General features: G+C 67.4%; 10 protein-coding genes and 1 pseudogene. 4 read left to right on the top strand and 7 right to left on the bottom strand.

Annotated elements, in window-relative coordinates; translation table 11 throughout:
* Positions 1-21 precede the first annotated feature (21 nt).
* Together rocD and ddaH are read right to left on the bottom strand one after the other, a co-directional pair.
* Positions 22-1,287: an ornithine--oxo-acid transaminase gene (gene rocD / locus E3T27_RS01290; RefSeq protein WP_134571332.1), complete on the bottom strand. Its 1,266-nt coding sequence runs from the start codon at positions 1,285-1,287 to the stop codon at positions 22-24.
* A gap of 46 nt (positions 1,288-1,333) precedes the next feature.
* Positions 1,334-2,188, bottom strand: a complete 855-nt coding sequence (ddaH, locus tag E3T27_RS01295; RefSeq protein ID WP_134571333.1) for a dimethylargininase — start codon at positions 2,186-2,188, stop codon at positions 1,334-1,336.
* Positions 2,189-2,412: 224 nt separating this feature from the next.
* Here ddaH and E3T27_RS01300 point away from each other — a divergent pair, with 224 nt between their 5' ends.
* Complete coding sequence (locus E3T27_RS01300) at positions 2,413-2,850, top strand: Lrp/AsnC family transcriptional regulator (protein ID WP_092106650.1); 438 nt, start codon at positions 2,413-2,415, stop codon at positions 2,848-2,850.
* A 7-nt stretch (positions 2,851-2,857) separates the two neighbouring features.
* Here the strand turns inward: E3T27_RS01300 and E3T27_RS01305 are convergent, their stop codons facing one another.
* Positions 2,858-3,625: an ABC transporter permease gene (locus E3T27_RS01305; protein ID WP_134571334.1), complete on the bottom strand. Its 768-nt coding sequence runs from the start codon at positions 3,623-3,625 to the stop codon at positions 2,858-2,860.
* Positions 3,626-3,796: 171 nt separating this feature from the next.
* Between E3T27_RS01305 and E3T27_RS01310 the strand changes: the two genes are divergently transcribed.
* The 3 genes from E3T27_RS01310 to E3T27_RS01320 all read left to right on the top strand — a co-directional run bounded on the left by E3T27_RS01310 (position 3,797) and on the right by E3T27_RS01320 (position 5,660).
* Positions 3,797-4,174 (top strand): GntR family transcriptional regulator, encoded by a 378-nt coding sequence (locus E3T27_RS01310; RefSeq protein ID WP_104197180.1) that lies wholly within the window; start codon positions 3,797-3,799, stop codon positions 4,172-4,174.
* A gap of 68 nt (positions 4,175-4,242) precedes the next feature.
* Positions 4,243-5,301 carry a hypothetical protein gene (locus E3T27_RS01315; protein WP_134571335.1) on the top strand — a complete coding sequence of 353 codons (1,059 nt, stop codon included), beginning with the start codon at positions 4,243-4,245 and terminating at the stop codon, positions 5,299-5,301.
* Positions 5,301-5,660, top strand: a complete 360-nt coding sequence (locus E3T27_RS01320) for a GntR family transcriptional regulator (RefSeq protein WP_134571525.1) — start codon at positions 5,301-5,303, stop codon at positions 5,658-5,660. The genes E3T27_RS01315 and E3T27_RS01320 overlap by 1 nt, the downstream gene beginning before the upstream one ends.
* A 97-nt stretch (positions 5,661-5,757) precedes the next feature.
* On the opposite strand, the pseudogene E3T27_RS01325 reads toward E3T27_RS01320, so the two are convergent.
* The 4 genes and pseudogenes from E3T27_RS01325 to E3T27_RS01340 form a co-directional block, all read right to left on the bottom strand.
* Positions 5,758-6,732, bottom strand: a pseudogene (locus E3T27_RS01325) (NAD-dependent epimerase/dehydratase family protein); the annotation flags it as partial.
* The gene (locus tag E3T27_RS01330) at positions 6,729-9,536 is read right to left on the bottom strand and encodes an alpha/beta fold hydrolase (protein WP_134571526.1); all 2,808 of its coding nucleotides are present in this window, start codon (positions 9,534-9,536) and stop codon (positions 6,729-6,731) included. The pseudogene E3T27_RS01325 and the gene E3T27_RS01330, both read right to left, overlap by 4 nt.
* A 2-nt stretch (positions 9,537-9,538) precedes the next feature.
* Positions 9,539-10,501, bottom strand: coding sequence for a 3-oxoacyl-ACP synthase III (locus tag E3T27_RS01335; protein ID WP_233193205.1), 963 nt, complete (start codon positions 10,499-10,501; stop codon positions 9,539-9,541).
* 181 nt (positions 10,502-10,682) lie between these two features.
* A complete protein-coding gene (locus E3T27_RS01340) occupies positions 10,683-14,264 on the bottom strand; it encodes a proline dehydrogenase family protein (RefSeq protein ID WP_134571336.1) in 3,582 nt (1,193 codons plus the stop codon).
* Between the last annotated feature and the right edge of the window lie 51 nt (positions 14,265-14,315).

A 14,315-nucleotide genomic window follows, 5' to 3' on the forward strand; every position in this document is an offset into this window, starting at 1 on the left:
GCAGCTGGCGCGGGGTGGGGCCTACTTCGCGGCGGCGAGGTCAGCGAGCACGAAGCGCAGCTGCTCGACGGCCCAGTCCACGTCCTCAGCAGACACCACGATCGGCGGCGCGAGTCGAATGGTCGACCCGTGCGTGTCCTTGGCGAGCACGCCGCGGGCAAGAAGGGCCTCGCACACCACCCGGCCCTGGGCCAGCGACGGGTCGATGTCGATGCCGGCCCAGAGCCCCACACCGCGCACGGCGATCACGCCGTGGCCGATCAGCACGCTGAGCCCTGCGTGCAGGCGCGCACCGAGTTCGGTCGCACGCTGTTGGTAGTCGCCGGTGGCCAGCAAGTTCACAACGGCCAGGCCGACGGCCGCGGCGAGTGGGTTGCCGCCGAAGGTCGAACCATGCTCGCCCGGGTGCAGCACTCCGAGAACGTCGGTGTTGCCGACCACGGCCGAGACGGGAACGATGCCGCCGCCGAGGGCCTTGCCGAGCAGGTACAGGTCGGGCACGACGCCCACGAGGTCGCAGGCAAAGGTCGATCCGGTGCGACCGAGGCCCGACTGAATCTCATCGGCGATGAACAGCACACCCAGGCGTTTGGTGATCTCGCGCACGGCCGGCAGATACGACGCTGGCGGTACAACGATGCCGGCCTCGCCCTGGATGGGTTCGAGCAGCACGGCCACCGTGTTCTCGTCGATCGCGGCCTCAAGGGCCACGGCATCGCCGTAGGGCACGGTGCGAAAACCGGGCGTGAACGGGCCAAAATCGGCGCGGGCAGACTCGTCATCGGAGAAACTGATGATGGTGGTGGTACGGCCGTGAAAGTTGCCGGCGGCCACGATGATGTTGGCCAGGTCGGGCGCGACGCCCTTCACCCGGTAGCCCCAGGCGCGGGCGACCTTGATGCCGGATTCAACGGCTTCGGCGCCGGTGTTCATCGGCAGCACCATGTCTTTACCGGCGAGTTTGGCAAGCGCGGTCACGAACGGGCCGAGCTGATCGTTGTAGAAGGCCCGGCTGGTCAGGGTGATGCGGCCCAGCTGAGTGCGGGCGGCGTCGAGCAGTACCGGGTTGGAGTGCCCGAAGTTCACGGCGGAGTACGCGGCCAGGCAGTCCAGGTAGCGGCGACCAGCGACATCCGTTACCCAGGCGCCGTCACCCGAGGCAACGACGACCTCGAGTGGGTGGTAGTTATGCGCGGCGTGCGCGCTCTCCTCTCTGATCAGGGCAGCGGCAGCAGGCGAAACGGATGCGGCGGCTTCAGTCTTCGCGTCGGTCAGGTTCGGGGTCATAACGTGCTCCTTCAGATTGACGTTTGCGGTGTTAAGGGGCGCAGTGTCATCGGCGCAGCTCGAGCGTGCAGCACTTGACGCCGCCGCCGCCCAGCAGCAGCTCGGACAGGTCGACGCCGATCGGGTTGTAACCGCGCGCGCGCAGCTGGCGTTCGAAGTCCTTGGCGCGGGCCGCGATGACGACGTTGTAGCCGTCGGAATACGAGTTGAGGCCCAAAATGGCGGCATCTTCTTCGGTGACGATGACCGCGTCGGGGTAACGCTCCTGCAGAATCGCGAGGCTCGGCGCGTCGAAGGCGCTCGGCAGGTAGGCGATGTTGGTGTCGTCGAGCACGGCGACGGCGGTGTCGAGGTGGTAGAAACTCGGATTGATCAGGCGCAGGGTGACGACCGGGCGCCCGGCGATGGCCGAGAGTTCGGCGTGGCTGTTGGAATCGCTGCGAAAGCCGGTGCCGGCCAGGATGACGTCGCCGACCAACAGAAAGTCGCCCTCGCCTTCATTGGTCTCGACCGGTACGCGCACGTCGAAGCCGTTGGCGGCGAACCAGCCCATGTAGGCGGGGCCCTCGGGCTGGCGCTCGACGTGCGTGAATTTGGCGCCGTAGGCCTGGTTGTCGATGACGAAGCCACCGTTGGCCGCGTAGACCATGTCGGGCAGGCCGTCGATCGGATCGATCAGCTGCACGTCGAAGCCGAGACCGACATAGGTGTCGTACAGGGTCTGCCACTGGGCGACGGCGAGCGAGGTGTCGGTGGGCAGGGCCGGGTCCATCCAGGGGTTGATGCGATACACCACGGTGAAGAACTGCGGCTTGCACATCAGCACGGTGCGCTTGGTGGCGATACGCAGGGGAACGGCCAGGTCTTCGGCAAGGATGGGGATGACTGAGTTGATCGACATGGGGCTCCTTCGGGGATCCGCGGGCCTGTCGACCCTCGGAACTCGGGTGAATGGCGGACCAGGTCGCTCACGTGAGCCCGGCACGAACAACAGCGATCGTTCCGGGACGCCGTTCTCAGTCTCACACAGCATGATTCGACGTTTCACGCTGATCTGCGCAAGAAATCTTCGAGATATACGGTATTGACGCAATTTTACGTATAACCGCCCCCTAGACTCGCCCCATGGACAACCTTGATCACAGTATTCTCGATCTGCTGCGCCAGAACGCGCGCGCGGGCTATGGTGACATCGGCTCGGTGGTGGGGCTGTCGGCATCCGCTGTGAAACGTCGCGTCGACCGCCTGGTGGCCGACAAGGTGATTCGCAGCTTTACCATCCAGGTCGACCCGGCGGTCGACGGCATGAGCACGGAAGCCTACGTCGAGCTGTTCTGCCGCGGCACGGTGGCTCCCGACGAATTGCTGCGTATTCTCTCGGGGGTGCCCGAGGTTGTCGATGCGGGAACCGTCACCGGCAGCGCCGACGCCATGGTGCACATTCGCGCCCGCGACATTCCCGGCCTGGAAGCGGCCCTTGAAAAGGTGCGCCTCGCCCCCAACGTCGACCACACCCGCAGCGCGATCGTGCTCTCCCGCCTGATCCATCGCTCAATCGAGTAGCCGGATTTTATCCGGGCAGCGGCTTCTGCTGCACCGGAGAGATCAGGTGAAGCAGGGTGACCGCGGCGATCGATCCGGCACAGAGGATTCCGGCGAGCACGACGATCTGAAACCGACCAGCCTCGAGCGGTGAGGCTCCCCCGAAGATCGCTCCGACGAACGCTCCCGGCAGCGTCACCAGCCCCGTGGTCTTGGTCTGGTCGGTGGACGGAATGATCGCGAAGTAGACCGCCCGCCTGGCCAGGTCGCGGGTGGACTGCCGTGGTGTGGCCCCGAGCGCAAGCCAGCCCTCAACCTCGTCCCAGTGATCACCGACCGCCTCCGAGAAGCGGCGCCCGCTGAGCGTCGCGATCGACATGGCGTTGCCGATGATGATCCCGCCGATCGCGAGCACGTAGCGCGGCGAGAACTCGATCGCCCCGGTAGTGAACACGATGGTCAGCGTGATGCCCACGCCGAGCGCCATCGCCGCAGCCACGCGCACCAGATGCGGGCGGCTGAAGCCGATGCGGCGAGTGACGGTCACGACGGCCGCTGCGAACATGACGAGCAGTCCGACGCCAACCCAGAGCGGATCGTTGATGATGCCGCTGAGAATGAGGCTGATCGCGGCCAGTTGCAGGGTTCCGCGCAGCAGTGCGAGTGCCGGGGCGAACGGATGCTGCGTGCGATAAACACCCAGCACCGTCACGACCACCGCGAGAAGCAGCACGACACCGACCAGGGTCGGCAGTAGCCCGGCCAATTCTGCGGGGAGGTCGGCCGGAAAAGTCATGGTTCGAGCCTACGCGGCCACGCGAGAGCGCAGAGATGGTTGTTTCGCTGATGCTGAAGCAACTCGTTACCCGATTCTGCGAAACATCTCGGGAGAACGTACCGTGGGTATGCTGTTGCAGCTTTCGTTGTAGCGAGGCAAAATTGCTCATGACGTCGAACGGAGGGTCCCATGCCCACATCCTTTATTGCCATCGATTCCCGATCGAGCACGCCGCCGTTTGAGCAGTTGCGCAGCCAGGTCGTTGCGGCCGTGCGCTCCGGCGAATTGGCCCACGATACCCGCCTGCCCACTGTGCGCGCCCTGGCCGCCGAGCTTGGTCTGGCCACGAACACCGTCGCGCGTGCCTATCGCGAGCTGGAGCGGGACAGTGTGATTGAAACGCGGGGCAGATTCGGATCTTTCGTCGCCCCCAATGTTGATTCGGCAGAACGACACGCGCAGGCTGCTGCCGACGCGTTCGCGGCACGGATCGAGCAGCTCGGCCTGAGCCCGGCCGCGGCGCTCGCCCTGGTCACCGATGCACTGAACCGCCGTTCCGACGCCTGACCAGCGGCCTTGTATCGCGCATTTTGTATTGCTACTCTGGTACAGAATTCACACAAAAGGGAGGTTTTGTGGACACGGTCGTACTGATTCTGGCGGCGCTGGTACTGGCGGGTCTTGGCATCCGTTTAATTCATAGCGCACGAGCCGAACCACGCAGGCGGATGCTGCAGGCGTACTCACGGCAGGTCGGGCTCGCGTTGGTTCCTGAGATCGTTCCCGAGCTGTCGGGCCGGATCCATCGCCGCGAACGCGCAGGGGTGCTCGGGTCGATGGTCGGACTCGTTTTGAGCGTCGCGGCGCTCGTCGTGACGGACGGCAACCAGAACTTGGGGAACGGGTTCCTGATCGTTGTAGCAATGACGGTCGGATCGACTGTCGCCCTCATCGGTGACGATTCCCGCTCGGCGTTCGCCCCTGTCGCTGAGGCGCCACGACTGGCGCGCAGCGCCTTTCCCGGGCTGACCGACTACGTCACCCGGCTGCACCGCGCGTTCTCACTGGGCCTGCTGGGCCTCGCCACCCTGAGCTACATCGCCGTGCTTGGGGTCATTGCGATCAACCCGGATCGGGTGTTCGACGACGTCTCGGTGCGCACGATTCTCTGGCCGGCCGGGCTGCTGTTAGCTCTCGCAACCGCTGCGAGCCTGGTGACCTGGGCGGCGGCGAACGCTCTGCTCGGCCGCGGCCAACCGGCCGACACGTACATCCAACTTGCCTGGAGTGATGCTTTTCGCAGCACCACCCTGCGCAGCCTCATCGAGATTCCCGGGATCATCGCCGCCACGAGCTCCTGCGTGTTGTTTCTCTCCTTGAGCGAGGCGATCAGCCTGCCGGTGCCCGGCTCGATCGACGAGATTCTGGCCGGCTCGTTCACGATTATGGGCCCGGTACTCATCGTCGTGCTGGTCAGCTGGAGCCTGACGAGCATGCGCAACCGCAGCACAATGCACTTTCTGCGCAGGCTGTGGCCCCAGACGGCCATCGAACTCGACCGTCGCCGCACGCGCGCCGCTCCCGGTGGTGGTGATCGGCCCGATGATAGGGCCGACGATCAGGCCGATGATCAGGCCGACGATCAGGCCGGTGATCGGCCCGATCCGGGCAACCGAACCCAGGCTTCCGCATGATGCTGCTGGTCGATCCGCGGTCTGCGACTCCGCCCTACGAACAGTTACGGGTGCAGGTACTCGCCGCGGTGCGCTCGGGTGATCTGGTCCCCGGTGACAAGCTGCCAACGGTGCGCAGGCTTGCCGAAGATTTGGGGCTCGCCGCCAACACGGTAGCCCGCGCCTACCGTGAACTCGAGCGTGACGAGGTCATCGAGACGCGGGGCCGGAACGGATCCTTCATCGCCGCGAGCGGAAATGCCGCCCAGCAACAGGTCCAGGTTGCCGCCGCCACCTTCGCCGGCAAGGCGCGACAGCTCGGCGTGGAGCCCGAGGAAGCGCTCGGGTTTGCGCGCGCGGCCCTCGGCATCCGTTTGTAGCGTGAGGCCCCCCCTTCGCGCGCACGAGACGCGCTAACCGGACGGGGCCCGGGCCCCGTCCGCAGTGGTGGGGGTGGTGGGGGCTAGGAGCCGGGCGGTAGTGGGCGGCCAGGCGGGCGAAGCCCTCGTCGAGCGACACCTCGGGGGTCCAGGCCAGGTCGGCGCGGGTGCGACGCTGGTCGAACCAGTGTGCGGTCGAAAGCTGCTCGGCCAGAAACCGCGTCATCGGGGGCTCATCCGTTCCCGGGCGAGCGCGCCAGATGGCCTCGATGAACGAGCCGGCGGCGCGGGCAGCGGATGCCGGCACCCGCCAGGCTGGCGCGGGTACGTTGGCCGCGCCGCAGATTCCCGCGAGGAGTTCCGCAATCGGGCGTGGTTCACCATTGGTGATCACATAGGACTGCCCGTGCACCCGCTCGGCGGCATCGAGCGCTGCGTGGATCGCGGAGGCTGCATTGTCGACGTAGGTCGTGTCGATGAGCGCCGCACCGTGTCCGAGCAGCGGCAGCCGCCCGTGGCGGGCACGATCGACGATCCGGTCGATCAGCTGGGTATCCCCGGGGCCCCAGACCAGGTGCGGACGCACGGCGACCACGCTGAATTCGGGAGCGTCGGCGGCGAGCGCGAGCAGTTCGGCGCGTGCCTTGGTGCGGGCATAGTCGCCGCGAGCCTGCCCGGGCGCGGCCGGCAGGGCGTCAGAACCCATGATCGAACGGCCGGCATGGGCAACGGACGGTGAGGAGACGTAGACGAAACGGGAGACGCCGGCATCCGCTGCGGCCTGCACGACGGTGCGCGTTCCTCCAACGTTCACCGCCTCGAACGCGGCCGGGTCGCCGGTGAGCGATACCTTTGCCGCGAGGTGCACGACCGCGTGCATACCGCTCACGGCGTAGGCGAGGCCGGCATAGGGGGTGTCGGCGGGCGTCGTGATCGAGCCGTGCACATCTTCGACGCCGGGCACGCCGGATGGCCGGCGTTGAAAGGTGCGTACCTCGTGCCCGGCCGCGCTGATACGGGCAGCGACGGCACGGCCGAGAAATCCGCTGGCACCTGTGACGAGCACTCTCATGGCTTGACCCAGCGACCGCCAGAGAGGATTCCGGTGGCCCAGCGCGACAATCGGCTGCGGTCGATCTTGGAGTTGTGCCGAATGTCGGTCGGCAGGCCCGGAACCACGAGCACTGCAGCGACCGGTGTGCCGACCATCGAGCGCACGGCAGCGGCGAGCGCCTCGGGTGCCCGGTGCGCGCGGCGGGCAGGCGGCACGGTTTCGAGCACGGCGACCTGCTGTTGGGTGCCGAGAGGGCCGACTCCGACGAACGCCGCACGAGAAACGTCGGGCAGGGTTTCGATCCGCTGCTCCGGACCGACCGGGGTGACCACGCCGTCGGCCGTCACGATGACGTGCGGCAGGCGGCCCTCGACCCAGAGGCGGCCTGCGCTGTCGAGGTGGCCGACGTCGCCGGTGCGGTGCCAACGTTCGCCCGGCACTCCGCCACGCCGCGAGCCGCGCTCGGTGAGCCAGAGGCGGTCGTAGTGGTCCTTCACGTGCGGCGCCGAGACCACGATCTCACCGGTCACGTCGGGTTCCTCCGAGAGGTCACCGACGGATGCCCCACTCGCGTCGAGCGCGCTGATACGGATGCGAGTGGTCGCGGTCGACCCGCCGACACAGACTCCCCCGGCCGGGTTCGCCGGGTCTGGCGGTGCCGGGACCGACTCGCCGTCGTGCGCTACGGCCTGCACCGACTTCGATTGTGCGACACTCGCAGCCGCGGCGCGGATGCCTTCGAGCGTGATGTCGGCCATGAGCAGGCCCTCGGTCATGCCGTATGGCGTGTGCGCGGTCGCTTCCGGCATGAGCGCCGCGGCCTGGGCGAGCAGGCTCTCAGAGATCGGCGCACCGGCCGAGAGAAAACGCTGCACCCCGGCGAGGGCAGCATGGTCGGCCGGCGTGAGCGCAGCGGCGGTCGCGACGACGTTCACGAGGGCCGCGGGCGAGAGAAAGACGACCGTCGCGTCGATCGCGGCGACGGCAGACGCGACGGCAGACGCGGTGAGGGTCTTCGGCGCGGTGACGTCCATGTCGGGGGTGACCGAGCGGGCACCGAGGGCCGGACCGAGCAGCGCGAACGGGGCGAATCCGGCGACGAGGCCGGTGCCGACACCGACGCCGTACTGCAGAAAGAGCGCACGGCTCACGGCCGAGAGCTGGCCGTGCGTGTAGACGACCCCCTTGGCCGGGCCGGTCGAACCCGACGTGAACAGCACGGCGGCCGCATCGCTCGGCGCGGGTTCGGGCGGAAGCCCGTCACCGGCACTGAGGCGGGCCTGGCCCAGGCTGATCAGTTCGGCGAGGGTGTGCTCGACGCCGATCAGCCGGGCCATCGGGGCCGGAAAGCCTGCGACCGAAATTTTACGTCCGGGCCAACCGAGCGCCCGGGCGGCCAGGAGGCCGGGAGCGGCCCCGATGACGAAGTCGGGGCGGGCGCCGCGCACGGCGCGAGTGAGGCCGGCCAGGCCGAGGCCGGCATCCGCTACGACGACGATGGCGCCGATGCGTACGCAGGCATAGAGCACCGCGGTGAGGGCGGCGCTTGGCGGCACGAGCAACGAGACTCGGTCGCCGGGTTTGACGCCGATGTGCACGAGTCCGGCGGCAATCTGCCGAACGCGCAGCGAGAGCAGTCGCCAGCTAACGGCGCGAGGGGCCGGCTGCATATCAACGAGGGCGGTGTCGTCGGAGGCCTGTAATTCGTCGAGGTAATGCCAGAGCGGATGCGTGCCCGCTGCCGCCCACGCGGCAAGGCTCCCCGAGACGGCCGTCTCGCTCGGCTCGACCGAGCCCGATACCGATACCGCGCCCGCGCCCGAGACCTCGAGGGGAGCGCTCACGAGCGCATCGCCCAGCCAGAGCAGCGCGGCGGCGGCGTAGTCCGCATCTTCGGCGAGCAGGTGGCCAGCGCCCTCGAACCGGTGCACGCGGGCGTGCGGCATCCGTTCGACCAGGTCGTCGAGGTAGCGGTCGCTGAAGATCGGATCGCGCGGACCCCACAGCAGCAGCGTGGGCACCGTGAGCGAGCGCACGCCCTCGGCGATGCGGTCGAGTTCAGCCCGGCTCTCGTGCGCGAGGGCTACCGGGATATCGGCGACGAAACCGCCGATACCGCCCCGGCGAGCGCTCGTTCGGTACGGCGCGCGGTAGCCGCGCTTCACCGCGGCAGACAGCGGCGGATGCGCCAGGGCCAGCGTCGTAGCGAGGAAGGCGGGCGTGGTCACGGTTGCCGGTCCGAGGATGCCGCGCCCGAGCGCGAGCCGCAGCGGCGACGGAATCGGATCGCCGGCCGGCTGGTGCACCGCGGTGTTCAGTAGCATGACGCCGGCCAGCAGCTCGGGATGGTCGACGGCCCAGCCGAGGGACACCACTCCGCCCCAGTCGTGGCCGAGAGTGATCACCGGACCAGCCAGTTCGAGGGCGTCTGTCAGGTCGGCGAGGTCCTGCACCCGGCGAGCGAGCGGGCGAAACCTCCCAATGCGTGCCGAGAAGCCCATATCGAGCTGGTCGACGGCGATCACGCGCCAGGCTGGCGCGCCCGACGCCGCGGCCTCCGTTGCCGAGGCCAGCAGACCGCGCCAGAGGTAGGACCAGGTCGGGTTGCCGTGCACACACAGAATCGTGCCGACCGGAATCACGCCGAGCGCGTCAAGCTCTGGGCCGTTGTCGAGCAGGTGCCAGCCGTGGGTCACACCGCCAGCACTGCCGCTCTCCGTGACCTCGATCAGTCGCGACCACACCGGGTTCAGCCCGGGCAGGCCTGCCGGTGGCAATGCGGCCGGGTCCGAGGTGGCGACGGGAAGGCGCCGGGGGCCCACCCTCACCAAACGAGTTCCATCATGGCGGTGTTCAGGCCAGAGCCGACGCCCATGAGCAGCACCCGGTTGCCCGATTTCAGCGTCGAGGCCTCCTGCGCGAGCGTGATCGGAATCGACGCCGGGCCGACGTTGCCGAGGGTGGGAAAGGTCAGCGGAATCTTGGTCTTGTCCATGCCGGTGGCCTTGATGATGGCGTTGGTGTGCACGCTTGAGACCTGGTGCAGGATGTAGCGATCCATATTCGACCAGCTCCAGTCCCGTTTGGCTTCGGTCCAGGCCGAAACGACGAGTTCCATACCGCCCCTGAGCAACGCTTTCGCGTCGGTGAACATGCCGTCGACACTGCCGACGCACAGGTCATTGAATTGGGTTGCCGCGCGGGTGACACCGCCGAGGATGCGGTGCCCGCCGGGGTGCGCGTCCGCCGGGCCGAGCACTGCGGCGGCTGCGCCGGAGCCGAGGGTGAGGCTCGCGAACTCGCTCATGAAGTCTTTGCGCTTGATGCCCGGGCGGCCGAGGCGTTCGATCGTGTTGGACTGGATCTCGTCGGCGTCTTCGCCGTCGATGATCACTGCGTACTTAATCTGGCCGGAGTCGATGAGCTGCGCTGCGAGGGTCATGCCGTTGACGAAACCGAGGCAGGCGTTTGCAATGTCAAAGTTGATCGCCGACGACGGCAGGCCGAGTCCGTGGTGGATCCGCACGGCGACCGAGGGCTCGAGGTGTTTGCGAGTGACCGAAGTGTTGATCAGCAGGCCAACGTCGCTGGGCTTGATGCCGGCCTCCCGCAACGCGATCTCGCCGGCCTTGACCGCGGCGTCGTCGAAGGTCTCGTTCGGGCCCCAGTTGCGTCGCTCGTAGACTCCGGCCACACGCTGCAGCAGCCCGGTGGGCAGCTTGAGGCGCGTCAGAACAGGCTTCAACCGTCGGTCGATTTCTTCGGACGTCGTGATGAGGGGCGCCATGAGACTGGCTACCGACAACAAAGCGACGTTTCGATGCGTCGTCGTCGCATTTCCGTTCAAGCGTCAACCCCTGTCGAATTGTGGACAGCGGTAATTATACGTCCCCTACCAGTTTGCCCCACTAATCACTATGCCAATAGCTCGTAGCCGGTGCGCCCACGCGAGCCGCACCGGCCGTTTTTCAGATCACGCCCTGCGAGAGCGTGCTCGGGTTGCCGAACCGATGCGCGGTGATCGAGATAGCCTGTTCGCGCAGGAACGGCAGCACTTCGATGCGACCGGCCTGGGTGACAGCGTTGGAATACACGGCAATGTCCGGGCTGCCGTTCGTGGCCTCAGCAAGAGCGGATGCCGCCTCCGCCGCGCCCAGCACCGGGTCGCTGCCGATGAGACGCACGCGGCTGGCCGTGATTTTGCCCGAGCGGGCCCGGTCGAGCCACTCCTCGTCACTCTCGATGACCACCAGGGTCTCGCGCTCGGCGAGGATATTGCGCACGGCGGGTGGTACCGGAATGGCGCTGGACACGTCGAAGCTCGATCGTGACAGGGTCGCGGCGGCGATCACGCGCAGCAGCTGGGCGAGCGTGCCGGTTTCCGTCAGGCGCACGGTGACCGGCAGCGCGCGGTAGCGGAACAGGTTACGCTCCACGCCGAGGTCGGTCGCGTCGCGCACGACGTTGAACTCTTCGCGCCAGGCCAGAGCGTCACTCACCGCCGAGCGGCGCAATACGTCGAAGTCGGTGTAGTCGAGAAAAGGCTGGCTGGCCTCGATGATGTCGGTGACGCGCTGCTCGAGGCCGCGCAAGTGCAGCGTCGAGCTGTTGCGGCCCGGTTCGCTGACCCAGCTGCCGAGGCCGAGCAGGTAGTTCGGTCCGCCGGCCTTGGTTCCGGCCCCCACCGCGGAGCGCTTCCACCCGCCGAACGGCTGGCGCTGCACGATGGCGCCGGTGATGCCGCGGTTGACGTAGAGGTTGCCGGCCTCAACAGAATCAAGCCAGAGGGCCAGTTCGTCGGCGTCGAGCGAGTGCAGCCCGGTGGTCAGCCCATAGTCGACGGCGTTTTGAAAGCGGATGGCTTCTTCCAGATTGCGCGCGTGCATCACGCCGAGAACCGGGCCAAAGAACTCGGTGAGGTGAAAGTACGATCCGGGCGCGACGCCGGTGCGGATGCCGGGTGACCAGAGTTTGCCGGTCTCATCGAGCTGCTTCGGCTCGACCAGCCATTTTTCTTCAGCGCCCAGGGTGGTCAGCGCATGCAGCAGTTTGCCGTCGGCCGGCGACATGATCGGGCCCATCTGGGTGACCGGATCGCTGGCCGGTCCCACCTGGATCGAGGTCGCCGCGTCGACCAGCTGGCCGAGGAACCTCTCCGATTTCGCGACCGATCCGACCAGGATCACCAGGCTCGCGGCCGAGCACTTCTGGCCGGCGTGGCCGAAAGCACTCTTGACGACGTCAGCGGCGGCCAGGTCGAAGTCAGCCGAGGGGGTGACGATGATGGCGTTCTTGCCGCTGGTTTCGGCGAGCAGCGGGAGGTCGTGGCGGAACGAGCGAAACAGCTCGGCCGTCTCGTAGCCGCCGGTGAGAATGACCCGGTCGACCGCGGGGTGCGCGATGAGCTTGGCGCCGAGGTCCCGGTCAGGCAGGTTAACGAGCGCGAGAAGTTCGCGCGGAATGCCTGCCTCCCACAGCGCCTCGACGACGACGGCACCGGTGCGTTGGGCTATCGTGGCGGGCTTGACGACGACGCCAGCACCGGAGGCGAGGGCGGCGAGCATGCCACCGGCCGGGATGGCGGTCGGAAAGTTCCACGGCGGGGTGACCACGATGAGTTTGGAGGGCACGAAGATGGCGCCCTGAACGCGGTCGAGGTCTTTGGCACGTTCGGCATAATAATTGGCGAAGTCGATGGCTTCGCTCACCTCGGCGTCACCCTCGGTGATCGTCTTGCCGCACTCGCTCGCCATGACCTCGATCAGGCGGTCGCGCCTGGAAGCGAGCGCCAGTCCGGCGCGATGCAGCACGGCGGCGCGCTCGGCGCCGGTCTTCTGGCCCCACGCTGCCCCGGCGGCCAGCACGCCGTCGATGATGGAATTGAGGGTGGCCTCATCGGGAACTGCAGCGGCCTCAATGGTGGCGGTGCCGAGAACGGATGCCTCGGCGCGGGCCAGGATGCCTCGGCCCCAGGCCCGGTTGGCCGGCAGTGACGGGTCGGTGTCGGGCTCATTGCGGAAGCTCGAGGGTGCTGGCACCGATCCGCGGGTGATGCCGAGCAGGGCTTCGGTCAGCTGCGGGTCGGAATCGGAGGCGGTCTCGCTGCTCTGGCGGCGAGCATCCGGGAGGGCGGCGGCGAGGCGATCGAGGTCATAGCTGCTCGAGCGGTCCTGTACGCGCCTGGGGGCAGGAACCCGGTCATCGAGCGCGTCGAGGGAGGCCTGAAAACGGGCCTTCTCGCGGTTGAACAGCTCCGGGCTGCTGGTCAGCTCGAACACGGCCGACATGAAGTTCTCCTGGCTCGCGTTTTCTTCGAGGCGGCGAATGAGGTAGCTGATCGCCACGTCGAAGTGCGCGGGGTCGACGACGGGGGTATAGAGCAGCAGTTGCCCGACGTCCTGCCGCACGGCCTGGGCCTGGGCGGTGGCCATGCCCAGCAGCATCTCGAAATCGACCCGGTCATCGACGCCACGGGCGACGCTGAGCAGGTGCGCCCAGGCCACGTCGAACAGGTTGTGGCCGGCGATGCCGAGCTTGACGGCGTCGGTATTCTGCGGGGTGAGCGCCCAGTTGAGCACCCGCTTGTAGTTGGTGTCGCTGTCCTGCTTGGTCGAGAACGTGGCGAGCGGCCAATCGTGCACGGCGGCGTCGACATGCTCCATGGCGAGGTTGGCGCCCTTGACGAGGCGCACCTTGATCGCAGCTCCCCCGGCCGCGCGGCGGTTCTGGGCCCAGTGGGTCAGGCCCTGGATGGCACTGAAGGCGTCGGGCAGGTACGCCTGCAGCACGATACCGGCCTCAAGCTGGGCGAGTTGCGGCTGGTCGAGCAGCCCCTCGAACACCGCGATGGTGAGATCGAGGTCGCGATATTCTTCCATGTCGAGGTTGATGAATTTCGGAGTAGCGGATGCCGCGGCGAACTCATACAGCGGCGTCAGCCGTTCGACCACCCGGGTGACGGTCTCATCAAAGGCCCACATCGACAGCTGGCTGGCGATCGACGACACCTTGATCGAGACGTAGTCGACGTCTGGGCGTTCGAGGATGCGCTTGGTGCCCTCGAGCCGTTCGCGCGCTTCCTTCTCGCCGAGCACCGATTCACCTAGCAGGTTGATGTTGAGGCGGTTGCCTCCTTCTTTCAGATGAGCCAGTGCGGGCCCCAGCTTGTCGGGGGTGGCGTCGACGACGAGGTGGCCGACCATCTGGCGAAGCACCATGCGGGCTGCCGGAATGACTACCCAAGGCAGTACCGGACCGAGAATGCCGCCGAGTCCGATGGCGGCGCGCATGGGCACCGGCAGAAAGCCGGGTGCCTTCTTGGCGACCCGCGCGAGGCTGTAACCGGCAACCATCTTGTCTTCGGGGCGCATGACGCCGTCCACGAAGCCGACAGTGAAGTCCAGGCCGTTGGGGTCCTTCAGCACGCCGGCGAGCCGCTCGGCCGCGGCATCCGCTGGGATGGTGGCGCTTTCGTCGAGCCATTTCTTGACGAGCGCGATGACCTCCGCACTGAAATCCTCGTTGGCGGGGCGGGTGGAGGCGTTGGTCATGGTCACGAGACTAGTCTTTCGTTCGCGGATGGGGTGCTCTGGTGTGTCAAG

It is taken from the genome of Cryobacterium lyxosi (genome assembly GCF_004403345.1).
GTDB classification, from domain to species: Bacteria; Actinomycetota; Actinomycetes; order Actinomycetales; family Microbacteriaceae; genus Cryobacterium; species Cryobacterium lyxosi.

Coding starts and splice junctions, on each gene's coding strand:
- rocD (WP_134571332.1), bottom strand. CDS start 1,287: ATGACCCCGAACCTGACCGACGCGAAGACTGAAGCCGCCGCATCCGTT.
- ddaH (WP_134571333.1), bottom strand. CDS start 2,188: ATGTCGATCAACTCAGTCATCCCCATCCTTGCCGAAGACCTGGCCGTT.
- E3T27_RS01300 (WP_092106650.1), top strand. CDS start 2,413: ATGGACAACCTTGATCACAGTATTCTCGATCTGCTGCGCCAGAACGCG.
- E3T27_RS01305 (WP_134571334.1), bottom strand. CDS start 3,625: ATGACTTTTCCGGCCGACCTCCCCGCAGAATTGGCCGGGCTACTGCCG.
- E3T27_RS01310 (WP_104197180.1), top strand. CDS start 3,797: ATGCCCACATCCTTTATTGCCATCGATTCCCGATCGAGCACGCCGCCG.
- E3T27_RS01320 (WP_134571525.1), top strand. CDS start 5,301: ATGCTGCTGGTCGATCCGCGGTCTGCGACTCCGCCCTACGAACAGTTA.
- E3T27_RS01335 (WP_233193205.1), bottom strand. CDS start 10,501: ATGGCGCCCCTCATCACGACGTCCGAAGAAATCGACCGACGGTTGAAG.
- E3T27_RS01340 (WP_134571336.1), bottom strand. CDS start 14,264: ATGACCAACGCCTCCACCCGCCCCGCCAACGAGGATTTCAGTGCGGAG.